Origin of the sequence: Amaricoccus solimangrovi (assembly GCF_006385685.1) — a bacterium.
Lineage (GTDB): Bacteria > Pseudomonadota > Alphaproteobacteria > Rhodobacterales > Rhodobacteraceae > Amaricoccus > Amaricoccus solimangrovi.
Genome location: NZ_VFRP01000010.1, coordinates 117,346 through 139,855, shown reverse-complemented (window position 1 = coordinate 139,855; position 22,510 = coordinate 117,346). Strand labels below are relative to the sequence as shown.

At 71.4% G+C, this 22,510-nt stretch carries 21 protein-coding genes, 1 tRNA gene and 1 other RNA gene; 4 read left to right on the top strand and 19 right to left on the bottom strand.

The features are described from left to right. Window positions 1-365: 365 nt before the first annotated feature. From FJM51_RS12105 to FJM51_RS12095, 3 genes are all read right to left on the bottom strand, one after another. Window positions 366-1,190 carry a M48 family metalloprotease gene (locus tag FJM51_RS12105; RefSeq protein ID WP_181164541.1) on the bottom strand — a complete coding sequence of 275 codons (825 nt, stop codon included), beginning with the start codon at window positions 1,188-1,190 and terminating at the stop codon, window positions 366-368. A 124-nt stretch (window positions 1,191-1,314) separates the two neighbouring features. After that, window positions 1,315-1,626, bottom strand: a complete 312-nt coding sequence (locus FJM51_RS12100) for a putative quinol monooxygenase (RefSeq protein WP_140454400.1) — start codon at window positions 1,624-1,626, stop codon at window positions 1,315-1,317. Window positions 1,627-1,829: 203 nt separating this feature from the next. Next, a complete protein-coding gene (locus FJM51_RS12095; protein WP_140454399.1) occupies window positions 1,830-2,525 on the bottom strand; it encodes a TerC family protein in 696 nt (231 codons plus the stop codon). A 231-nt stretch (window positions 2,526-2,756) separates the two neighbouring features. Between FJM51_RS12095 and FJM51_RS12090 the strand changes: the two genes are divergently transcribed. Further along, window positions 2,757-5,003 (top strand): PAS domain-containing sensor histidine kinase, encoded by a 2,247-nt coding sequence (locus FJM51_RS12090; protein WP_181164540.1) that lies wholly within the window; start codon window positions 2,757-2,759, stop codon window positions 5,001-5,003. Window positions 5,004-5,192: 189 nt separating this feature from the next. Beyond that, window positions 5,193-5,285: transfer RNA gene (locus FJM51_RS12085), tRNA-Ser, on the top strand. Between the two features lie 308 nt (window positions 5,286-5,593). Here FJM51_RS12085 and murD read toward each other — a convergent pair. From murD to FJM51_RS12015, 14 genes are all read right to left on the bottom strand, one after another. Beyond that, window positions 5,594-7,003, bottom strand: a complete 1,410-nt coding sequence (murD, locus tag FJM51_RS12080) for a UDP-N-acetylmuramoyl-L-alanine--D-glutamate ligase (RefSeq protein WP_140454397.1) — start codon at window positions 7,001-7,003, stop codon at window positions 5,594-5,596. A 4-nt stretch (window positions 7,004-7,007) separates the two neighbouring features. Continuing rightward, window positions 7,008-8,093, bottom strand: coding sequence for a phospho-N-acetylmuramoyl-pentapeptide-transferase (mraY, locus tag FJM51_RS12075; RefSeq protein ID WP_140454396.1), 1,086 nt, complete (start codon window positions 8,091-8,093; stop codon window positions 7,008-7,010). Between the two features lie 87 nt (window positions 8,094-8,180). Then, window positions 8,181-9,623 (bottom strand): UDP-N-acetylmuramoyl-tripeptide--D-alanyl-D-alanine ligase, encoded by a 1,443-nt coding sequence (locus FJM51_RS12070; RefSeq protein ID WP_140454395.1) that lies wholly within the window; start codon window positions 9,621-9,623, stop codon window positions 8,181-8,183. 4 nt (window positions 9,624-9,627) lie between these two features. Then, entirely contained in the window at window positions 9,628-11,148 is a 1,521-nt protein-coding gene (locus tag FJM51_RS12065) for a UDP-N-acetylmuramoyl-L-alanyl-D-glutamate--2,6-diaminopimelate ligase (RefSeq protein ID WP_233713089.1), read from the bottom strand. Window positions 11,149-11,217: 69 nt separating this feature from the next. After that, on the bottom strand, window positions 11,218-13,047 hold the full coding sequence (locus FJM51_RS12060; RefSeq protein ID WP_140454394.1) for a peptidoglycan D,D-transpeptidase FtsI family protein: 1,830 nt from the start codon (window positions 13,045-13,047) through the stop codon (window positions 11,218-11,220). Continuing rightward, window positions 13,044-13,442, bottom strand: a complete 399-nt coding sequence (gene ftsL / locus FJM51_RS12055) for a cell division protein FtsL (RefSeq protein ID WP_181164539.1) — start codon at window positions 13,440-13,442, stop codon at window positions 13,044-13,046. The genes FJM51_RS12060 and ftsL overlap by 4 nt, the downstream gene beginning before the upstream one ends. Continuing rightward, a complete protein-coding gene (gene rsmH, locus FJM51_RS12050) occupies window positions 13,439-14,437 on the bottom strand; it encodes a 16S rRNA (cytosine(1402)-N(4))-methyltransferase RsmH (RefSeq protein ID WP_438502756.1) in 999 nt (332 codons plus the stop codon). The genes ftsL and rsmH overlap by 4 nt, the downstream gene beginning before the upstream one ends. Further along, window positions 14,434-14,943, bottom strand: a complete 510-nt coding sequence (locus FJM51_RS12045) for a division/cell wall cluster transcriptional repressor MraZ (RefSeq protein WP_181164538.1) — start codon at window positions 14,941-14,943, stop codon at window positions 14,434-14,436. Before FJM51_RS12045 ends, rsmH begins: the two co-directional genes overlap by 4 nt. A gap of 522 nt (window positions 14,944-15,465) precedes the next feature. Then, window positions 15,466-15,867, bottom strand: an RNA gene (gene rnpB / locus FJM51_RS12040) — RNase P RNA component class A. 11 nt (window positions 15,868-15,878) lie between these two features. Then, window positions 15,879-16,586: an N-acetylmuramoyl-L-alanine amidase gene (locus tag FJM51_RS12035; protein ID WP_497707166.1), complete on the bottom strand. Its 708-nt coding sequence runs from the start codon at window positions 16,584-16,586 to the stop codon at window positions 15,879-15,881. Beyond that, window positions 16,586-17,224, bottom strand: a complete 639-nt coding sequence (locus tag FJM51_RS12030; RefSeq protein ID WP_140454391.1) for a hypothetical protein — start codon at window positions 17,222-17,224, stop codon at window positions 16,586-16,588. The genes FJM51_RS12035 and FJM51_RS12030 overlap by 1 nt, the downstream gene beginning before the upstream one ends. A gap of 38 nt (window positions 17,225-17,262) precedes the next feature. Continuing rightward, entirely contained in the window at window positions 17,263-18,753 is a 1,491-nt protein-coding gene (gene gatA, locus FJM51_RS12025; protein WP_140454390.1) for an Asp-tRNA(Asn)/Glu-tRNA(Gln) amidotransferase subunit GatA, read from the bottom strand. Beyond that, the gene (gene gatC / locus FJM51_RS12020; RefSeq protein WP_140454389.1) at window positions 18,753-19,040 is read right to left on the bottom strand and encodes an Asp-tRNA(Asn)/Glu-tRNA(Gln) amidotransferase subunit GatC; all 288 of its coding nucleotides are present in this window, start codon (window positions 19,038-19,040) and stop codon (window positions 18,753-18,755) included. The genes gatA and gatC overlap by 1 nt, the downstream gene beginning before the upstream one ends. Window positions 19,041-19,077: 37 nt before the next feature. Then, window positions 19,078-19,749, bottom strand: a complete 672-nt coding sequence (locus tag FJM51_RS12015) for a ceramidase domain-containing protein (protein ID WP_140454388.1) — start codon at window positions 19,747-19,749, stop codon at window positions 19,078-19,080. A gap of 57 nt (window positions 19,750-19,806) precedes the next feature. Here FJM51_RS12015 and FJM51_RS12010 point away from each other — a divergent pair, with 57 nt between their 5' ends. After that, window positions 19,807-20,499, top strand: coding sequence for a metal-dependent hydrolase (locus tag FJM51_RS12010; protein ID WP_140454387.1), 693 nt, complete (start codon window positions 19,807-19,809; stop codon window positions 20,497-20,499). Between the two features lie 17 nt (window positions 20,500-20,516). Here FJM51_RS12010 and FJM51_RS12005 read toward each other — a convergent pair whose 3' ends face one another. After that, a complete protein-coding gene (locus tag FJM51_RS12005; protein ID WP_140454386.1) occupies window positions 20,517-20,969 on the bottom strand; it encodes a DsrE family protein in 453 nt (150 codons plus the stop codon). A 99-nt stretch (window positions 20,970-21,068) separates the two neighbouring features. Further along, window positions 21,069-21,524, bottom strand: coding sequence for a nucleoside deaminase (locus FJM51_RS12000; protein ID WP_233713087.1), 456 nt, complete (start codon window positions 21,522-21,524; stop codon window positions 21,069-21,071). A gap of 95 nt (window positions 21,525-21,619) precedes the next feature. Here FJM51_RS12000 and FJM51_RS11995 point away from each other — a divergent pair, with 95 nt between their 5' ends. Beyond that, on the top strand, window positions 21,620-22,474 hold the full coding sequence (locus FJM51_RS11995) for a pseudouridine synthase (RefSeq protein ID WP_140454385.1): 855 nt from the start codon (window positions 21,620-21,622) through the stop codon (window positions 22,472-22,474). Window positions 22,475-22,510 lie beyond the last annotated feature (36 nt).

Genomic DNA, 22,510 nt, shown 5'->3' with positions numbered 1-22,510 from the left:
CTAGCAGGTCGACATGCAAACGATCCGCTTCGTCGAAAACAAAGCCAAACCGCCCGCATATCCCTTCATCATTCCAGATATGTCAAAGAGCGTAACCGGCAAAAACAGGGCGATGGCGTCCTTACCCGACGCGTCCCGCCTCGTCATCTCCCGATTTTCCCGCCGCGCCGGTGATCGTTGCGACCCCCTCCGCTGCGGTGAGGCGCTATTTAGGCCCCGACCCACCGACTCGCAACCCCAAAAAAGACACTCCCGTGAATTTTTCCCCAAAATCACGAAATACCACACAATCCCAACAACTTGCCCAAAACGAACCCCGAAAACCCCGCGCCGGGGACAACCCGCGAAAGCCAAGGCCGGACCCCTCACTCCGCAAGCCGCGGCGTCGGGCGCAGCCCCATCGCCTCCTGGCGCCGGATCTCCGCCGCCGCACCCGCGATCCCCCGCATCCGATCCGCCGACGCCGGATGCGTCGCAAGCAAACCCCCGCCCCCCGCCAGCGCCGGACTGCGGAAGATCATCGCGCCCCGCTCGGGATCATAGCCCGCCCGCGCCGCGATGAAGGCCCCCAGCGTATCGGCCTCGAGCTCGTAGGTCTGGCTGTATGCCCGCCCGCCGACGAAGGCGCCCATGTCCATCGCCTGCCGGATCCGCGCGTCGCTCGCCGGGAGCCCCGCGTATTCCCCCGCCGCCGCCGTCAGCCCGCCGAGGACCAGCGCCCCGAGGATCCTCTGCTGCTCCTGCTTGCCGAGATGATCCGCGATCTGATGGCTCGCCTCATGGCTCAGCACGAAGGCGAGTTCGTCGTCGTCGGTCATCTCGCGCAGGAGCGCGGCGCTCACCACGATCACGGGCCGGCCGGCCTCGTCGCGCGTCTGGAAGGCGTTCGGCGGCATCTCCGGGTCGCGGCTCAACCCGATCGCGAAATCGCAGGCGATGGCCGGCGCGCCCGGATGCTCCTCGCGGCAGAAGCTCTCCGCGACCGGCTCCACCCGCGCGGCGACGCGGCGGAAGTCGCCCGGCGCGCGGGCGGGACCGGCCGGAACGCCGCCCGCCGGCGCCGGCGGGAGCGACGAGGCGCCGGCGCTGGCCGGCACCTGATAGGTCGCGCCACAACCCGAGACCAGGAGAGAGAGCGCGGCCGCCGCGGCGCGGACGAGAGAGGCGGGAGAGGCCGGACGACGGGTCATGCGGTGGAGGCTCCGGAAGATCTTCCCGCGCATCTTCCGCTCCGCCGCCGCCATGTCCAGTGACGCCCGCGTGACGAGAGGCCGCGCCCCCCGGGACGCCCCCCCGGGACGCTTCGGGCGCCGCTCAGGCCATCTCCCTTTCCCGCTCCAGCACCGCCTCGCCGGAAACGGGATCGGTGACCCCGAGCTCGCCGCCGAGATCCTCGAGGAAGTCGCGCACCCGGTCGAGCGTCGCGATCATCGCCGGCCGCGCCGCGGCCAGCGCCTCCATGTCGTCCCACTGGCCGATGAAGCAGAAGTCGCGCTCGCCCGTGCGCGCGATGGCGACCGAGCGCAGGCCGGGAAAGGACGCGATCCCGATCTCCTCATGCGCCGCGAGGTAGTCGTCGACCCGCCCGGGCTTCACCCGCATGCGGACCACGTTGTAGGCGGTCATCCCACATCTCCCCGTCGTCGCCACCCGGCCGGGGATCCGGCGCTCCGCCGGCCCCTGGACACCGGCCGCGTCCGCGCCGGGCGGCCTGGCCGGCGCGCCATGATAGCACTCCGCGCCGGCCGCCGTCCCGCCGGACGGGCCGCCCGCGCGGGCCGTCGCACGAATGTGTCCGCCGCTCCGGAAAGGCCGGTCGCGCGGCGGCGTCAGGGGGTCTTGAGGAGCGGGATCGCCGGCAGGGCGTGGCCGAGCACCTGGTCCGATCCCTCGTAGATCATCCGGACCGCCACGAAGAGGATGATGGCGAGGCCGACATAGGCGATCCAGCGGTGGCGGTTCAGCAGGCGCGCGATATAGGCCGAGGCGACCCCCATCAGCGCGACCGAGAGAATGAGCCCGAGAACCAGCGCCGCCTCATGCTCCCGCGAGGCGCCGGCGACCGCGAGCACATTGTCGAGCGACATCGAGACGTCGGCGATCACGATCTGGCCCACGGCCTGACCCAGCGTCTTGGTCCGCTTCGCCGCCGCGCCACCACTCGGCGCCGGCTCCGGCACGTCCTCGCCCATGTCGAGCAGCCCGTCTCCCAGCGCCTCCTCGGCGGCGCGGTCGGATTCCTCGGTATGGCGCAGCTCCTGCCACATCTTCCAACACACCCAGAGCAGCAGCAGGCCGCCCGCGAGCACGAGCCCGACCAGCTCCATCAGATGCACCGCCAGCACCGCGAAGACGATCCGGAGCACGGTGGCGGCGATGATGCCGATGAAGATCGCCTTCCGCCGCTGCTCGGCGGGAAGGCCGGCCGCGGCCAGGCCTATGACGATCGCATTGTCACCGGCGAGCACGAGGTCGATCATCGCGACCTGCAGGAAGGCGGTCACGAGGCTGAGGTCTAGGGCCATGAAGCGATGGTCTCCGGCAGAAGCTTGGGCACAGGGAACTCATGCGCGAACCGGCAAGGGGCGCGCGAGGCGCACCCTATGCCCCCCGGACGGGGAAGGCGAGGCCATATGTCGCGGTGGCGCGGGATCGCATCTCCCCTGCCCGCGGGCAGCGCCGCCCGATGCGCCCTTGCGGAGCGCCCGCCGCCGCGACTAACTGCCCCGATGGCGCGAGGCGCCCCGGAGGATGAGATGATGGCGCCGCCCGATCCCCTGTCCGCCCTGCTCGGAGCGAGCGAGATGGCCGGGCGTATCCGCGCCTTCGACTGGTCCCGGACCCCGCTGGGACCGATCGGGCGCTGGCCCGCGCATCTGCGCGCGGCGGTCTCGATCGCGCTGCGCGCGCCCACGCCGATGGTCCTGTTCCTCGGCCCGGACGGGCTCATGATCTACAATGATCCCTATATCCCCATCGCCGCGGGGCGGCACCCCGGCTGCCTCGGCGCGCCGGTCTGCGATGCCTGGCCCGAGATCGCCGATTTCAACCGCAACGTGCTCCGCGTCGTGCTCGGCGGCGGAACCCTGAGCTACGAGGACCAGGAGCTGACGGTGCGCCGCAACGGCGTCGACGAGCGGATCTGGATCAGCGTCGACTATTCGCCGATTCCCGACGCCGATGGCCGCCCCGACGGCGTCTTCATCACGATCCGGGAAACCACCGAGAACGTGCGCCTGCGCCACGCCGTCGCGTCCGAATGGGAGCGCCTCGCGCGCATGTTCGAGCAGGCGCCGAGCTTCATGGCGCTGCTGAGCGGCCCCGAGCATGTATTCGAACTGGTGAACCCCGCCTACCGCAAGCTCGTCGGCCATCGCGACGTGATCGGCAGGACGGTGCGCGACGCGCTGCCCGAGATCGAGGGCCAGGGAATCTACCAGCTGCTCGACCGCGTCTACGAGACCGGCGAACCCTTCCTCGGCCAGGGCTTTCCGGCGCAGCTTCAGCCCACCCCAGGGGCGCCGAGCATGGACCGCCTGCTCGATTTCGTCTGTCAGCCGATACAGGACGCGACGGGACAGACCATCGGGATCTTCGTCGAGGGGATCGACATTACGGAGCGTGTCGCAGCGCAGAGCGCGCTGAGCGAGAGCGAGCAGCGGTTCCGCGTCTTCGCCGACACCTCGCCCAATCACATGTGGTCGACGCTCCCCGATGGGACGATGGACTGGTACAACCGCCGGCTGCGCGAATATTTCGACCTCGATGCCCGACCCCTGGCGGAGGGCGGCTGGATCCGCCTGATCCATCCCGCCGACCGCCGGGACGTCGCGCGGCTCTGGCGCCGGTCGCTCGGAACCGGGACGCGCTACGAGGCCGAGGCGCGGCTGCGCCGGGGCGACGGAGCCTGGCGCTGGCATCTGATCCGCGCGGTCCCGATCGAGGCCGGGGGGCGGATCACGCGCTGGATCGGCACCAGCACCGATGTCGACGACAGCCGCCGCGCCGTCGCCGCGCTCCGCGCCAGCGAGACGCGGCTGCGCCTGTCGCAGGAAGTCGCGGGGATCGCCTCCTTCGAGGTCGGGATCGCCGACAACCGCGTGACCGGGTCCGACGCCCTCTGGGCGCTCTGGGGCCTCGAGCCCCGGCCGGAGGTGGACGTCAGCGTGCTGGAATCCCTCGTCCTGCCCGAGGACGGCGCGGCGCGCTCGACCCCGGCGAGCCGGCTCGACGGCTCGGCCACCCGCCAGGTCGAATACCGGATCCGCCGGGCCGACACGGGCGAGATCCGCTGGATCGCCCGCCAGGTCGAATTCCTCCGCGACCCGGCCGGACGTCCGGTCCGCATGTTCGGGGTGATGCGCGACATCACCGCGGCCAAGGAAGCCGAGATGCGCCTGCGGCTGCTGACGCACGAACTCTCGCACCGGATCAAGAACATCCTGGCGACCGTGCTCGCGCTCGTGTCCCAGACGCTCCGCGATCCCGACGCCGCGAGCCTGCGCGAACTGCTCACCCAGCGCCTGCGCGCGCTCGCGGCCGCGCATGACCTGCTGAACGACGCGCGCTGGACCCAGGCGCCGCTGCGCGAGGTGGTGGAGGCGGCGCTGGCCCCCTTCGCCTCCGAGCGGATCTTCATCGCGGGTCCGGACGTGGCGCTCGGCCCGAAACGCGCCCTCTCGCTCTCCCTCGCCGTGAACGAACTGGCGACGAACGCGCTCAAGTACGGCGCGCTCTCGACTGAGGGCGAGGTCCGGCTGACCTGGGAGCGCGCCCTCGACGCCACCGGCGCGCCGGCTCTCGCGCTGACCTGGAAGGAGACAGGCGGCCCCCCGGTCCGCGCCCCGACGCGCCGCGGTTTCGGACGCAGGCTGATCGAGCGCGTCCTCGCCGGCGATTTCGCGGGCGAGGTCCGCATCGACTTCGCGCCCTCGGGCCTTGAATGCCGGCTGGCCGCCCCCTGGGCGGCGCTGTCGGAGACGGCGGAGGGAGACGACGCCTGAGCGGAATGAATCCGCGACCGCGGCCGCCTCGTCCCGCCCGGGCCCGCGACCGAGCCCGCATGGCCCCGGCACCGGTGCGACGCATCCCCGCCGCCCCGGCGCGCTGTCGAACTCGTTTCTCCCGGCCGGACTTTCCTCCATTCCCGAAAGCCCTTGAGCTTTCGAACCCCGCCACCTATACGGGGCGACGGAGAGGTGGCCGAGTGGCCGAAGGCGCTCCCCTGCTAAGGGAGTAGGCGGCGTGAAACCGTCTCGAGGGTTCGAATCCCTTCCTCTCCGCCACTTGCCTCCGCGAAAGCGTTCCCCCGATCTGGCCGCGGCCGGATTTTCCCGTTGTATTCGCGGGCAGGGCGACCTGATCGCGGGTGCTGGTTCGGGCGTAGCCAACAAGCATCGGGAAAGCTCCGATCAGTGTGGCATACTGCCATTAGGATCTACGACATCCTGCCTGACACCCTCGCCGCTCTCGACACCGCCGTCGCGGAACGACGGCCGCGTCCTCGGCAACAACCGCAACCTCCTCGGAGGTAACGTTGGCTTCCACTCGCGCTCCAACCGAGCAGTCCCGATCTGATCATGCGGAGATGGTATCAGAGGCCGAGCGCGGCCTTCACCAGTTCCTCGAAATGCCGGCCCCGCGTCTCGAAGCTCGCATACTGGTCGAAACTCGCGCAGGCCGGGGCGAGCAGCACGACCTCGCCCGGCTCCGCCTCCGCCAGCGCGCGTTCGACGGCGCGCTCCATCGTGCCCGCGATCTCGGACGGCGTCTCGCCGAGCGTCGCCGCGAAATCCTCCGCCGCCTCGCCGATCAGATAGGCCTTGGCGATCCGGCCGAAGAGCGGGCCGAGCGCCGCGATCCCGCCCTCCTTCGCCCGGCCGCCGGCGATCCAGCGGATCCGGTCGAAGGACAGGAGCGCCTTCTCCGCCGCGTCCACGTTCGTCGCCTTGGAATCGTTGATCACCTTCACTCCGTCCGCCCGGGTCGCGATCAACTGCGAGCGGTGCGCGAGACCGGGGTAGCTCGCGAGCGCCGCCTCGATCTGCTTCGGCCCGAGCCCGAGCGAGCGCGCCACGGCGTAGGCGGCGCAGGCGTTCTGGTGGTTGTGCGCGCCGGGAAGCGTCGCCACGCCGCGCAGGTCGATCGAGGCGACCTGCCTGCCGCCCCGCCATTCGGCGAGAAAGCCCTTGCGCGCGAAGACGTTCCACCCGGGCCCGGAGAGCTTGCGCCCGCTCGAGATCCGGATCACCGGCTCGCCGGTGCCGGCCTCCTCGCGCACCACGTTGGCGAGGAAGCGGCCCTCGTTCTCGTCGACGCCGATGACGCTGCGCTCCGGCCCGCCCTGGTCGAAGAGCCGGCGCTTGGCGGCGAAATAGCCGCCCATGCCGCCATGCCGGTCGAGGTGGTCGGGCGAGAGGTTCATGAAGACCGCGATGTCGGGCGCGAGCGCGCGGGCGAGGTCGATCTGGTAGGAGGAGAGCTCCAGCACCACGACCATCCCGTCCTCCGCCGGATCGAGGTCGAGCGCGCCGCGCCCGAAGTTGCCGCCGACCTGCACGGTCCGGCCGGCGAGCCCGGCGACATGGGCGATGAGCGCGGCGGTCGTGCTCTTGCCGTTCGAGCCGGTGACGCAGACGACGGTGGGCGCGCGGTCGAACTTCTCCCAGGCCGGCGTCGCGAAGGAGCGGAAGAAGAGGCCGATGTCATTGTCGACGACCACGCCCGCGTCCCAGGCGGCGGCGACCGCCGGATGCGGCGCGGGATAGAGATGCGGGATGCCGGGGGAGACGATCATCGCCTTCACGCCGTCGAGGCCGCCGCCCCGCGTCGGATCGGCGGCGGCGAATCCCTCCGCCTCGGCGGCGGCGCGCGCCGCCTCGCCGTCGTCCCAGACCAGCACCTCCGCCCCGCCTTCGCGGAGCGCGCGCGCCGAGGGCAGGCCCGAGCGGCCGAGGCCGAGGACGAGAACCTTGTGGCCGGAATAGCCGCGGACCGGAATCATCGCCTCACCTCAGCTTCAGCGTGGCGAGGCCGATCACCGCGAGGATCAGGCTCACGATCCAGAAGCGGATCACGATCTGCGGCTCGGCCCAGCCCTTCTTCTCGTAATGGTGGTGGATCGGCGCCATCAGGAACACCCGCTTCTTGGTGCGCTTGTAGTAGCCGACCTGGATGATGACCGAGAGCGCCTCGACGACGAAGAGGCCGCCGATGACGGCGAGCACGATCTCGTGCTTGGTCGCCACCGCGATCGCGCCGAGCGCGCCGCCGAGCGCGAGGCTGCCGGTGTCGCCCATGAAGACCGCCGCGGGCGGGGCATTGTACCACAGGAAGCCGAGGCCGCCCCCGATCAGCGCCGCGACGAAGACGGTGATCTCGCCGGTGCCGGGGACGAAATGCACGTCGAGATACTGCGAGAAATTCGCATGGCCGACGACATAGGCGATGATGCCGAAAGCGGCGGCGGCGATCATCACCGGCATGATCGCGAGCCCGTCGAGCCCGTCGGTCAGGTTGACCGCGTTGGCGGCGCCGACGATCACCAGCATCCCGAAGACGAGGAAGACCGGCCCGAGCGGGAGCAGGAGGCTCTTGAAGACCGGAAAGGCCAGCATCCCCGTCAGGCCCGCGGGATGCAGATGCATCGCCCAGGCTCCGGCCACGAGCGCGATCAGGAAGCCAGCGCCGAGCCGGATCCGGCCCGAGACGCCGTCGACCGTGTGGCGCTTCACCTTCGCATAGTCGTCGGCGAAACCGATCAGCCCGAAGCCCAGCGTCACGAAGAGGACGAGCCAGACGAAGCCGTTGTCCCAGCGCGCCCAGAGCAGCGTCGCGACCGTGAGCGCCGAGAGGATCAGGAGCCCGCCCATCGTCGGCGTGCCGGCCTTCGAGACGATGTGGCTCTGCGGCCCGTCGGAGCGGATCGGCTGGCCCCGGCCCTGTTTCAGCCGGAGCATGTCGATGAGCGGCCGCCCGAACAGGAAGCCGAACAGGAGCGCGGTCATGAAGGCGCCGCCCGCCCGGAAGGTGATGTAGCGGAAGACGTTCAGAAACGAGAACTGGGAGGAGAATTCGGTGAGATAGTAGAGCATTCGAGGGCCTGTCCGCTCGCGGTCTGGTTGTTGTCCCCGCCAGGGAGCGGGATTGTTCCTGGTCGCCGGCTTCGTTTCCCCGGAGACTCAGTCGAGCGAGTCGGGCGGGCGCGCGTCGCCGAGCCGCTTGATCGCCTCGACCACCTGCCCGACGCGCGAGCCGAGCGAGCCCTTGACCATGGCGATGTCGCCCGCGTCGAGCAGACGGCCGACGCGCTCGGCCATCTGGCCCGCGGTCTCGAACCATTCGCCGCGCTGGCCGGGCGGCAGCGCCTCGTAGAGCGCGCGCATGCGTCCGCCCGCGCAATGGACCTTGGTCACCGCGCGCATCGCCGGCACCTCCGCCAGCCCCTCGTGCAGCGCGCGTTCCGAGGGGCCGAGTTCGAGCATGTCGCCGAGGAAGGCGATCCGGCGGCCCTGGGCGACGCGGCCGAGCCCGTCCTCGGGCTTCTCGGCGGCGAAGACCTCGAGCGCGGCGGCCATGGCGGCGGGATTCGCGTTGTAGCTCTCGTCGATCAGCCGGATGGCACCGTCGAGCCCGCCGGGCCCGAGCAGCACCGTCCAGCGCGCGCCCCGCCCCTCGGGCGCGCGCCAGGAGGCGAGCGCGAGCGCGGCGCGGGCGAGATCGGCGCCGAGCGCCTCGACGCAGGCGAGCGCGCCGAGCGCGTTCAGCGCGAGATGGGCGCCGGGCGCGGCGAGCTTGAAGAAGAAGGTCTCGCCGCCGCGCCGCGCGGCGACCGAGGTGCCCTCGCGCCCGACCTGCGCGTCGAGCAGCCGGTATTCGGGCCGCCCGGTGCTTCCGAACCGGGCGAGCCGCGCGCCCGCGCGCCGCGCCGCGGCGAGCAGGATCGGATATTGCGCGACGTCGCGGTTCAGCACCGCCGTCCCGCCCGGTTCGAGCCCGGCGAAGATCGCCGCCTTCTCGCGCGCGATCCCGGCGAGACCGTCGAAGGCGGCGAGATGCACCGCGGCGACGGTGGTGATCATCGCCACGTGCGGACGGGCGAGGCGGGCGAGCGGCGCGATCTCGCCCGGGGCGTTCATGCCGATCTCGATCACCGCGTAATCGGCCTCGGCGGGCATCCGGGCGAGCGTCAGCGGCACGCCCCAGTGGTTGTTGAAGCTCTTGTCGGCCGCGTGCGCGCGGCCCTGGGCGCCGAGCGCGGTGCGCAGCATCTCCTTCGTCCCGGTCTTGCCGACCGAGCCGGTGACCGCGACGACCCTGCCCCGGAACCGCGCCCGCGCCGCGGCGCCGAGCGCGCGCAGCCCTTCGAGCACGTCGGGCACGATCAGCAGCGGCGCGTCGGGCGCCACGCCCTCGGGGACGCGGGAGACGAGCGCCGCCGCCGCGCCGCGCGCCAGCGCCTCGGCGACGAAGTCGTGCCCGTCGCGCGCGGCGGTGAGCGCCACGAAGAGATCGCCCGGCAGGAGCGAGCGCGTGTCGATCGAGACGCCGGTCGCCTGCCAGTCCCGGTCGGAGGTTCCGCCGGTCGCCGCGACCGCCGCCTCGCGCGTCCAGAGCACGCTCAATGCCTCAGGCCCCCAGCCCGTCGAGCGCGGCCACCGCCACGCTCGCCTGTTCGATGTCGTCGAAGGGCAGCACGTCGTCGCCGACGATCTGCCCGGTCTCGTGCCCCTTGCCCGCGATCAGCAGCGCGTCTCCCGGCTGCAGCGTGTCGACGGCGGTCAGGATCGCCTCGGCGCGGTCGCCGATCTCGACCGCCTCGAGGCAGCCCGCCATCACCTCGGCCCGGATCGCCGCGGGATCCTCGCTCCGGGGGTTGTCGTCGGTCACATAGACCACGTCCGCCCCCTCGGCCGCGGCCTGGCCCATCAGCGGCCGCTTGCCCCGGTCGCGGTCGCCGCCCGCGCCGAAGGCGAGCACGATCCGGCCCATCACATGCGGGCGGAGCGCATGGAGCGCGGTCGCGATCGCGTCCGGCGTATGGGCGTAGTCGACGAAGACCTGCGCGCCGTTCGCGCGCGTCGCCGCGCGTTCCATCCGGCCGCGCACGGTGCGAAGCCGCTCGAGCGCGTCGATCGCCTGGGCCGGATCGCTACCCGAGCCGATGGCGAGGCCGAGCGCGACGAGCGCGTTATGCGCCTGGAACCCGCCGATCAGGTCGAGCCGGGCCTTGTGGCTGCGCCCGGCCCAGGCGAAGAGCAGATCCTGGCCGGTCGCGTCGAACCGCTGGCCGATGAGGCGCAGCTCCGTTCCCTCCGCCCGACCGACCGCGATCACGCGCTGGCCCCGCTCCCGCGCGACGGCCACGAGATCCGGCCCGCGCGGATCGTCGACATTGATGACCGCCACGCCCCCCTTCGGCAGCACGCGGTCGAAGAGGCCGCGCTTGGCGGCGAAATAGGCCTCGGCGTCGGCGTGATAGTCGAGATGGTCGCGGGTGATGTTGGTGAAGCCGGCCGCGCGCAGGCGCACGCCGTCGAGCCGGTGCTGGTCGAGCCCGTGGCTCGACGCCTCCATCGCCGCGTGGGTCACGCCCTGCACCGCGAGATCGGCGAGCAGCGCGTGCAGCGTCAGCGGCTCGGGGGTGGTATGTTTCAGGGGGGCGCTCACCGCCCCCTCGACGCCGGTGGTGCCGAAATTGACCGCCCGCTCGCCGAGATCCTCCCAGATCTGCCGGGTGAAGCTCGCGACCGAGGTCTTGCCGTTGGTCCCGGTGACGGCGACCATCACCTCGGGCTGGGCGCCGAACCAGCGCGCGGCGGCGATGGCGAGCGTCCGGCGCGGATTGTCGGAGACGACGACCGGGATCGCCATCGGCCCCTCCGCCCCCTCGACCTGCGCGAGCCCGGCCGGATCGGTCAGGATCGCGCTCGCCCCCATCCGGAGCGCGTAGGGAATGAATTCGGCGCCGTGCATCCGGCTGCCGGGCAGCGCGGCGAAGAGATGGCCCGGCCGCGCGTCGCGGCTGTCGACCGAGAGGCCCGAGATCTCGGGCAGGGGTCCGGACCAGTCGCCGCCCCGGCGCGTCCCGGTCAGCAGGCCGAGGCTCTCGAACCCCATCAGCTTGTCCGCGCGATCCTCGCCCGCCATTCTCAAAGCCTCCGCGCCCGGATCCGGACCTCGCCCGCCGCCCGCGCGGGCGCGCTCCCGTCCATCGGGCTAGTCGTTTCCGGCAAGGGTGTAAAGCGACGCCGCCCGCTCCGGGGATTTCCCGCCATCGGCGGTCCGGCCCGGATCCGCCGGCGGATACTCCGGGCGCAGGCCCAGCACCGGGGCGAGCCGCTCGATCGCCTTCGCCGCGACCGGCACCGCGGTCAGGCCGGCGGTGCGGAAGGCGGTCTTGTTGATGATCGTCACCGGCTCGTCGAGGCTCACGACCAGCACGTATTCCGGGTGATCGGCGGGAAAGAAGCTCGCGAAGGTCGAGATCGTCTTGTCGCGCGCGTAGCCGCCCTGGGGCAGCGGCTTGTCCGCCGTGCCGGTCTTGCCCGCGACGTCGTAGCCGGGAATGTCGGCGATGTTGGCGGTGCCCCGCGCCACGACTTGGCGCAGCATCTCGCGCGTCTCCGCCGAGGTCCGGGCCGAGATCACCCGATCCGCCTCGCCCGGGCGCCAGTCGCTCGCCAGGATGCTCGGATGGACGAGCAGCCCGCCGTTCGCGAGCGCCGCGTAGGCCGTCGCGAGGTGGAGCGGCGTCACCGCGATGCCGTGGCCGAAGCCGATCGTCATCGTCGAGAGGTCGGACCAGTTGCGCGGCAGCATCGGCGTGGTGCGCGCCGCCTCGCTCAGTTCGACCGGGACGGGGGCGAGCATGCCGACCCGGCCGAGGAAGGCCTTCTGCGCCGCGGCGCCGCTGCCGATCGCGAGCCGGGCGGCGCCGATGTTGGAGGAATGGACGAGGATGTCCTCGACGCTCAGCCGGTCGCCGTAGTCGTGGAAATCGTGGATCGTGTAGCGGCCCCATTTCATCGGGCCCTTGGTGTCGATCATCGTATGGGGCGTCACCTCGCCCCGCTCGATCGCGAGCGCGGCGGTGAGCGGCTTGAAGGCGGAGCCGAGTTCGTAGCGGCCCTGGGCGGCGCGGTTGAAGAGCGGGCTGTCCGCCGGATCCCCCGAGACGGGCGGCGCCGGGCGCAGGTTCGGGTCGAAATCGGGCAGGCTCGCGAGCGCGCGGATCTGGCCGGTGTCGGCTTCCATCAGGATGCCGACCGCGCCCCTGGCGTTCATGTCGGCCATGCCCTTCGCGAGCACCTCCTCGAGCGCCACCTGCGCGTCGAGATCGATCGAGAGGCGGAGCGGCGTGTCCACCTCGGCCGGATCGCGCAGGCGCGAATCCATCTGCCGCTCGACGCCGGCGGTGCCGACGATCTCGGCCGCGCCCACCCCCTCGCGGCCGAAGCCGGCGCCGCCGAGGATATGGGCGGCGACCGCGCCGTTGGGATAGAGGCGCACCTCGCGCGGGCCGAAGAGCAGGCCGGGCTCGCCGATGTCGTGCACGCGCTGGCGCTGCTCGGGCGAGATCGTGCGCTTGATCCAGAGGAACTTGCGCCCGTCGGTGAATTTCCGCGTCAGATCGCCGGCGTCGAGATCCGGGAAGATCCCGGCGAGCTGGCGCGCCGCGTTCGCCGGGTCGATCAGGTCGCGCGGCTGGGCGTAGAGCGAGGCGGTGACGATGTTGGTCGCGAGCACCGCCCCGTCGCGGTCGACGATATCCGCGCGCTGGGCATGGATCGGCTCGGACCCGGCGGAGCCGCGCGGCTCGACCGGCACGGCGGCGGAGAGCAGCGTCATGCGCGCGCCGACGGCGGTGAAGCCGAGGATGAAGACCGCGCCGAGCAGCATGAGCCGCGTCTCGGCCTTGCGCCGCTCCTCGCGGTGGCGCTGGGCGAGCCGCGCGGCGCGTTCCTCGGCCTCGATCAGGTCGGGGTCGGACCCCTCGGCCCTGGCGGAGAGGACGCGGGCGAGCGGGCGCAGGGGTCTCCGGATCATTCGATCGCTCCATTCGTCGCGAGGGCCGCGCGGCGGTGGGCCGCCGCGGGGGCCGGGCCCGCGGGCGGCGCGGCGCCCGTCTCCGCGCCCTCGGCCTCGGGCGGCGGCGGCGGCGGGAAGGCCACTTCGGAAACCTCGCCGAACTGTTCGGGCGTCAGATCGACGAGGCCGAGCGCCTCGGCATTGGCGGTGACGAGCGCGCGCAGCCGGTCGGGCCGGTTGAGATAGGCCCATTCCGCCTTCAGCACGCCGAGCGCCTCGCGCTCCTCGGCGATGTCGGCGCGCAGATCCGCCGCGCGGTTCAGCGCGTCCTGCGTCGCGTAGTTCACGCGGTAAGCCCAGGTGGCGCAGACCGCGAGGAGCACGACGGCGGAGAGATAGAGCACCGTCCTCATCGGCCCATCTCCCGCGCGAGACGCGCCGGCAGGCCGAGATCGGCCGCGCCGGGCGGCGCGGGCGGCGTGTCGAGGCGGCGCGCGATCCGGAGCTTGGCGGAGCGTGCCCGGGGATTGGCCGCGACCTCCGCCGCGTCGGCCTCCACCGCCTTGCGCGTGACGAGGTCGAAGGTGGGCGCCGGCCCCTCGGCCACCGGCGCGTGCCGGCTGCCCGCCGGGGCGCCGCCCGAGCGGGTCCGGAGGAAACGCTTCACGATCCTGTCCTCGAGCGAATGGAAGGTGACGACGGCGAGAATCCCGCCCGGCGCCAGGATCCGCTCCGCCGCCGCCAGGCCCCGGACGAGTTCCCCGAGTTCGTCGTTGACGGCGATCCGGAGCGCCTGGAACGAACGGGTCGCGGCGCGGGGCTGGCCGGGCTTCGGCCGCGGCAGCTGCCGCTCGATCACCTCGGCGAGCGCCAGCGTCGTCTCGAAGGACGCCTCGCGGCGCGCCGCGACGATCGCGCGCGCGATCCGGCGCGAGGCGCGCTCCTCTCCGTACTGGAACAGGATGTCGGCGATTTCCGCCTCGGGCAGCTGGTTCACGAGATCGGCCGCGCTCGGCCCGGCCCGTTCCATCCGCATGTCGAGCGGTCCGTCCTTCTGGAACGAGAAGCCCCGCTCCGGCGCGTCGATCTGCATCGAGGAGACGCCGATGTCGAGCACCACCCCGCTCACCTCGTTCGCACCCGCGTTAATCGCAATACGATCAAGATCGCCGAACCGGCCGGGCACGAGCGTGATCCCCTCCGCCGGTTCCGCCGCCGCCAGCACCTCCGGATCGCGGTCGATGCCGATCACGTGATCGGCGCCCGCCGCCCGCAGCGCGCGCGAATATCCCCCCGCCCCGTAGGTGCCGTCGATCCAGATTCCCCCGACCGGCGCGATCCGTGCGAGGATCGCCCCGATCAGCACCGGAACATGGGGCGCGGCGGCGGAAGCGGGAGACATCATCATTCGTCGTCCTCGTCCGGAATGAGGTCGAGCGCGGCGAGCGGGTCGCTGCCCGGGTCGCCCTCGATCATGCGCGCGCGCCGCGCCTCCTCCTCGGCCCGCGCGACCTCGGGAAGCGCGATCCGGAAAGTGTCGAGATGGCCGAGGAAGAGAAGTTCATCCTCCGCGCCAATAAGCTCGCGCAAGTCCTTGGGAAGAACGATTCGCCCGTTCGGGTCGACCTCGAGGTAGGTCGATTCGGTGATGTACATCCGGACGGCGTTCTCGCGCGCCTCGCGCGTGGGGATCTTGCGGATCTTGCGCTCGAGCCGCGCCATCTCCGCGATCGTGTAGCATTCGAGATAGCCGGCCTGCCGCGCCTGGCCGTGGACGAGGATGAACCGTGGCGGTTCGCCATCGCTCCATTCGGGATCGCCGCGGCGCAATTCGACGCGAAACGAGGCCGGGATCGACACGCGACCCTTGCCGTCCACCTTGTGGACCGACTTGCCTCTGAACGCCGGTCGCAAAGCCCGCCCTACTCCTGCCTCTCGCGGAACGAAAACGGGCCGCGCTTCCTCTGAAGCACGACCCGCCGTCGGTCCTGATTGGGCCCTTTTTGGCCCGACTGTCACGCTTTTGCGTGCTTGCTCTTTTCCAGTCGCGCCGGGTCCGTCTACTTTGGGAAATCAGGGGGGTGCCTGTATGAAGCCTGCCGAACTTCTGGTTGGGTCTTTCGCCCTATTGAACCGTGATCCTCTGTTTTCCTGAGTATTGGGATAGCATGGGAAAACATGGAAATCAATGGACTTTGGCCCGCGGAAGCGTGCGCGGCCGGAGGCGTGTCCGGGGGCGGGAGGGCACCGACGATTCGGGCAGAACTTGTAGGCTCACCAGCGCGTTACCACTAGATGTTCTGCAACTTATGGTTGTCGAAGCGGGCATGAAAGCAGCGGGTTTCGAGCACCGGCCACGGTCTTGACGCGATGCAAGGCAAAACGCTCCCGAATCGCGCCACATCGGCGGATTTCCGCCGCACTTGGGCGAGAATCGCGCGCGGATGGCCTGTAAGCCGGATTCTGTAGCTCGGCCAATCGCTTGGTCCGAGCCGATGGCCATTCCTCTAGGCCCGTCGTCGCCAACGGGCTCCAGCGGCCAACCCGGATCGCTCGGGTGGAAGAACCCTGGGATGAAATCCCACGCGATCCCTATTTGGCCTTGCTCCTGGCGGGGCTTGCCGTGCCACCGACGTCGCCGCCGGCGCGGTGGGCTCTTACCCCACCGTTTCACCCTTACCACCCCGCGCGGGACGACTCCCACGCGGAGAGGCGGTCTGATCTCTGTGGCGCTTTCCCTCGGGTTGCCCCGGGCGGGCGTTACCCGCCGCCATTCCTTCCCGGAGTCCGGACTTTCCTCGCCCCGGTCACCCGGGCCGCGGCCATCCGGCCATCCGCGCGCGCTTCCTTTATGTGGGGAGGCGGGCCGCGTCAACGCAAGGGTGCCGCTCCGCGAGATCGCGCGCAAGCCCGACATCCGCGCCCGAGAGCGGGCCGTTCGCCCAGGGACGGAAGCGGAGCCGGAAGGCGTCCAGCACCGCCGCCCAGCCGCCGGGATCCGGGGCATGGTATCCGATGGCACCGGCGGCCGCGGCGAAGGCGGCCCAGTCGGGCGCCGCGCTGGCGATCTCCCTAGACGAAAACACCGCCCGGCCGCCGAGCGCGAGCCGGCGCCAGTCGAATTTCGGCCCCGGATCGGCCTTGCGGCCCGGCGCCATGTCGGAATGGCCGATCACGCGCGCCGGCGGAATGCCCCAGCGCGCCATGACGCCGTCGAGCAGTTCCTCGAGCGCCGCCATCTGCGGCTCGGGAAAGGGCGGCAGGCCGGCGAGCGGACCGGGATTGACGAGCTCGATCCCGATCGAGCGCGAATTGACGTCAAGGACCGCGCCCCAGGCCCCCGCCCCCGCGTGCCAGGCGCGCGCCTCCTCCGGCACCAGCCGCCAGAGACCGCCCCGCTCGGTGACGACGTAGTGCGCGGAGACCTCGGCCGCGGGATCGCAGAGCCGCGCCAGCGCGGCCTCCGCGCTCTCCATCGCGGTATAATGCAGGACGACGAGATCGGGCCGCGCGCCGCCGCGCCGGACGCCGCGGTTCGGGCTCGGCCGCGACGCGATCAGCTCGGCAGCTCGCGATAGGGTTTCGGATCCCAGTCGCAGGCGAAGCCGTCGCCATCGGGATCGAGCCCGTACTGGTCGGTCGTGGGTCCGCCGGCGGCGAGGAAGGCGCGCTGCGCGTCGTCGCCGCTGCGGAACTTGCGGCAGGCCGAGCCGAAGCCGAGCCCGCCGTCGCGGCTGTAGATCCGCTCCCCGACCGCGTTGGTGCTCTGCCGCGCGAAGAGCGCGATGTTCACGCCGCTCACCTGATCCGGCAGCCGGCCCGGCTGAACGATCACGAGCTTCGAGCGGTCCTCGTCGAGCTTCTGCTGGGCGATCGCCGCGTCGATCTTCTGCTCCTCGAGCGTCGTCTGCATCAGGTTCAGCGTGTCCGTGTCGAGCGGGCGGCCGATGCCGGGGGCGGCGGTGGCCGTGGTCACGCCCGCGGGAGCACGCTGGACGCCCTCGGGCAGCGCGCTGAGATCGGGGGACGAGGTGGAGGCCGCGCCGGTCGCCGGCGGCGCGTTGTAGCCGTAGGGCGCGTCGGCGCCGCCATAGGGTACCTCGGTCACCGAGACGGGCTCCGGAACCGAGAGTTCACCCGAGGTGCATCCTCCGAGCAGGCCGAAAGCCAGTACCGCGATAAGCCCCTTGTCCATCTGCTCGACGCCCTGTTTTCACCGGTTTGGCGTTGTTTCTACCACCATTTTCCGGGCTTCGCAGAAAAATCGCAGGCACTCTCCAGGGCGAAGGCCACGTCGAGCATCCCGGCCTCGTCCCAGGGCCGCCCGATGACCTGCAGCCCGAGCGGCAGGCCCTTGCCGTCGAGCCCCGCGGGCACCACGGCGCCGGGCAGGCCCGCGAGGTTCACGGTGACGGTGAATACGTCGTTGAGATACATCTGCACCGGATCGCTCGACGCCATCTCGCCGAGGCCGAAGGCGGCGGACGGCGTGGCCGGCGTCAGGATCGCGTCTATCCCCTGCTCGGTGAAGACCTGCTCGAAATCGCGCTTGATCAGCGTGCGGACCTTCTGCGCGCGGGTGTAATAGGCGTCGTAGAACCCGGCCGAGAGCACATAGGCGCCGATCATCACGCGCCGACGCACCTCCGGCCCGAAACCCTCGGCGCGGGTGCGCTCGTAGAGTTCGGTGATCCCCTCCCGCGCGCCGATCCGCGCCCGGCGGCCGTAGCGCACGCCATCGTAACGGGCGAGGTTCGAGGAGGCCTCGGCCGGGGCGATCACGTAATAGGCCGGCAGCGCGTATTTCGTGTGCGGCAGCGTGATCTCGACGATCTCCGCCCCCGCGGCGCGCAGCTTCTCCGCGCCCTCGACCCAGAGGGATTCGATCTCCTCGGGCATGCCGTCCACGCGGTATTCGCTCGGGATGCCGATGCGCTTGCCGCGCATGTCGCCGACGAGCGCCGCCTCGAAATCGGGCACCTCGATCGGGGCGGAGGTGGAATCGCGCGGATCGTGGCCGGACATCGCCCGGAGCATGATCGCGGCGTCGCGCACCGTCTTCGCCATCGGCCCCGCCTGGTCGAGCGAGGAGGCGAAGGCGACGACGCCGAAGCGGGAGCAGCGGCCATAGGTCGGCTTCACGCCGACGATCCCGGTGAAGGCGGCGGGCTGCCGGATCGAGCCGCCGGTATCGGTGCCGGTGGCACCGAGGCAGAGACTCGCCGCGACCGCCGCCGCCGAGCCGCCCGAGGAGCCGCCGGGCGTGAGCGGCGTCGCCTCGCCGCGCCGCCGCCAGGGGCTGACCGCCGGACCATAGGCCGAGGTCTCGTTCGACGAGCCCATGGCGAATTCGTCCATGTTGAGCTTGCCGAGGCAGACCGCGCCCGCCTCCCAGAGCTGGCGCGTGACGGTGCTCTCGTAGGGCGGGCGGAATCCGGCGAGGATGTTGGAGGCCGCCTGCGCCGGCAGCCCCTCGACGCAGAAGAGATCCTTGATGCCGAGCGGCACGCCGCAGAGGTCGGGCGCGTCGCCGCGCCGCAGACGCGCGTCCGCGGCCTTCGCCTGCTCCCGCGCCCGCTCGGGCGTCGGCGCGGTGAAGGCGTTGAGCGCGGCGGCTCCCTCGACCGCCTCGAGGCAAGCCTCGGTCAGTTCCTCGGCGCCGATCTGTCCGGCGCGCAGCCTGTCGCGCGCCTCGGCGATGGTGAGTTTGGTGAGATCCGACATCACTCGACGACCTTCGGCACGGTGAAGAAGCCGGAGCGGGCGTCCGGCGCGTTGGCGAGAACCTTCCCGGGGCAGCCGCCGTCATTCACGACATCGGCGCGCATCGGCGCGGCCATCGGCGTGACCGAGGTCATCGGCTCGATGCCGGAAATATCGACTTCGCCGAGCTGCTCCATGAAGCCGAGGATCGCGGAAAGCTCGGTGGCGAGCGGCTCCAGATCCGCCTCGGCGACCTCGATCCTCGCGAGGTGAGCGACGCGGCGCGCGGTCTCCTTGTCGATCGACATGGCGGCTCCAGGGTTTCGGGGACGACGGGCTTGGCCTCTACCCCGCCCCGGCCCGCGGCGCAAGGCCCGGCCCCGCCCGATGCCGGACGAGGACGCGGATCATCCAGCCGAGCATCGCCGCGTTCAGGAGATGCCAGAGGAAATGCGTGCCGAGCGGGAAGCTGGCGCAGACGGCCGAATCGACGGTCCGGAAGGCGAGCGAGACGAGAAGCACGGCGAGGCCCGCCGCCAGTCCCCGCGCGGTCGCGGGCGCCCGGGGGCGCAGGATCAGCGCGTAGGCGCCGATCAGGACAACGACCGGCAGATAGTTCGCCGAGCCGTTCAGCGATCCGGCCACCCGCTCCGCGGCCCCCGAGACGAGCGCCGAGAACGGGAGATAGAGCGCCGCCGCGAGCAGACCCGCCCAGCGCGGCCCGCCGAGGAACCGGGTGGTGGCGAGATACGTATAGACGAGGATGAAGGCGAGGATCGGCGCCACGTCGGCGAGGCCGGCCCAGACCTGAGCGAGGGTATGGAACAGAAAGGAGCCGATCCCGATCAGCGCGAGCACGACCGCGAGCAGCCGCGCGCCCCCGTCGCCCCGCGTCATCGGCCAGACGCGCGCGGCCGCGACGAGAAAGGCCGCGTTGGTCAGCGCGTTGACCGGCTCCGCCCAGAAGCCCGGCTCCGCGCGTTCGCAATAGGCATTGACGGCCCGCGTCCAGTCCATCGACAGTCCCCCTCGCGCGACATCCCGCTTCTACCGCGACGACAGGAGAAAATCGACATGAAGATCATATGGTTGGGACACTCCGGGTTCCGCGTCGAGATCGAGGACCAGGTGCTGCTCATCGACCCCTGGATGACCGGCAACCCGATGTTCCCGGCCGAGCGGCGGGCCGAGGCGATCGCGGGCGCGACGCAGGTGCTGCTCACCCACGCCCATGGCGATCATTCCTCCGACGCGCTGGCGATCGCGAAGGAACTCGACATCCCGATCGTCGGCACCTACGACCTCGTGAGCTTCTGGGAGGCGAGCGAGGGGATCAAGGCGACGGGCTTCAACAAGGGCGGCACCGTCGCGCTCGGCAAGGTCAGGGCCACGCTCGTCAACGCGACGCATTCCTCCTCGCTCGGCGGCGAGAACGGCCCGGTCTACGGCGGCACCGAGGCCGGCTTCATGATCGAGGGCGAGGGCCGGACGATCTATGTCTCCGGCGATACCGACGTGATGGCGGACATGGAGATCTTCGAGGATCTGCACCATCCCGAGATCGGCATCCTCTGCGCCGGCGGGCATTTCACGATGGACATGCGCCGCGCCGCCTACGCGGCGAAGCGCTATTTCAACTTCAGGACCGTGATCCCCTGCCACTACCGCACCTTCCCGCTGCTCGCGCAATCGGCGAAGGAACTGGCCGACGGTCTGCCCGGGGTCGACGTGATCGAGCCCGAGGTGCTGGTCCCGATCGAGCTCTGATCGCCCCGCCTCCGGCCTCAGGGCCGGAGGTAGGAATAGCCCTCGGACTGCAGTTCCATCAGGTGCACGACGCCCGAGGGCACGACCTTCGCCTGGGACATCAGCGGCACGTCGACGCCGTCGCGCCGCTTGATCGTCTCGATCGAATTGGCGCAGACCGAGAAGGTCAGGTTGGGCATCTTCTCCGACATGCGCTCGATCCGGTCCTTCACCGGCGAGATGTCCTCGCGCAGCATCGCGATGCCCGCCCCGTTCGTGACCATCTCGATCGCGACCTCCTCTCCACGCTCCTCGTAGTAGTTCTCGATGTTCTGGGCGTTGCTGAGTGCCATGTTCATCTTGTCGGGGCTGTCCTCGTCGACATGGATGGCGACCCGCGCGGCGACGCCGGCGGCCGAGGGGGAAACGGATCCGACGATGGCAAGGACGCCCAGCGCGAGGGCGCCGAGGGCGCCGCGGAGATCGATCATGAAACACCTCAACGTTTACGGTTCGTTAAGATCAACGTAATGCGCCCCGATTCCGTTGCGCACAACTCCCGCGAAGGTCTGCGCGGGTTTTCGCCCGGCTCAGCGGCGGGCGGCGAAGAAGGCGCGCAGCAGGTCGGCCGCCTCGCGCTCGGCGATGCCGGGGAAGACCTCGGGGCGGTGGTGGCTCTGCGGATGGGCGAAGACCCGCGCGCCATGCTCGACCCCGCCCGATTTCGGATCGGCGGCGCCGTAGTAGATCCGCCCGATCCGCGCCGCGGCCAGCGCGGCGGCGCACATCGCGCAGGGTTCGAGCGTCACGTAGATGTCGAGCCCGGGCAGGCGTTCGGAGCCCACCGCCGCGCAGGCCGCGCGGATCGCGAGCATCTCCGCGTGGGCCGTCGGATCGCGCAACTCCCGCGTGCGGTTGCCGGCCCGGGCCAGCACCGCGCCCGTCGCGGGATCGGCGACGACCGCGCCCACCGGCGTCTCGCCGCGGGCCGCGGCCGCGCGCGCCTCGTCGAGCGCGATCCGCATCAGGGGGGCGAAGATGACCATGCCGCCGCTTCGCATGCGCGGGGCGCGCGCGGCAAGCGCGTTTCGCGCCCCGATTTGCTTTGCCGCGGCCGCGCCGCCCCTGTAGGAGCGTCGGAATGAGCACCGAACCCGAATCCGAGCGCATCGCGAAACGCCTGTCCCGCGCGGGCGTCGCCTCCCGCCGCGTGGCCGAGACGATGATCGCCGAGGGGCGCGTGGCCGTGAACGGGCGCGTGATCGACAGCCCGGCGCTGAACGTGACCGCGAAGGATCGGATCACCGTCGACGGCGTCCCGCTCGCCCAGGCGGAGGCGACGCGGCTCTGGCGCTATCACAAGCCGGCGGGCCTCGTGACCACCGACCGCGACGAGAAGGGCCGCGACACCGTCTTCACGCATCTGCCGCCCGAGATGCCGCGGGTGCTCTCGGTCGGCCGGCTCGATCTCAATTCGGAGGGGCTGCTGCTTCTGACCAACGACGGCGCGCTGAAGCGGCGGCTGGAACTGCCCTCCACCGGCTGGCTCCGGAAGTACCGCGTCCGCGCCAAGGGCGAGCCGAGCGAGGCGATGCTCGAACCGCTGCGCAAGGGCGTCGTGGTCGAAGGCGAGACCTTCCAGCCGATGACGGTGACGATCGACCGCCAGCAGGGGGCGAACGCCTGGCTCACCATCGGGCTCAGGGAGGGGCGTAACCGCGAGATCCGCCGCGCGCTCGAAAGCGTCGGGCTCACGGTGAACCGGCTGATCCGGCTGTCCTACGGCCCCTTCCAGCTCGGCGATCTCGCGCCCGGCGCGGTCGAGGAGGTGCGGCCCAAGGTGCTGCGCGACCAGCTCGGCCTCGCGGCGCCGGCCGAGGGCGGAGCGTCCGGGCCGGCCCGGCGCGACACCGGCGCCCGTCCGGCGAAACCGGCCGGTCCGGGACGGCCGCGCGGCGGAGAGCCCTCCAGAGCGAAGCGGCCGCCCCGGCGATGACCGGGGCGACCGCGTCGACAAACGATCAAGCTTTTC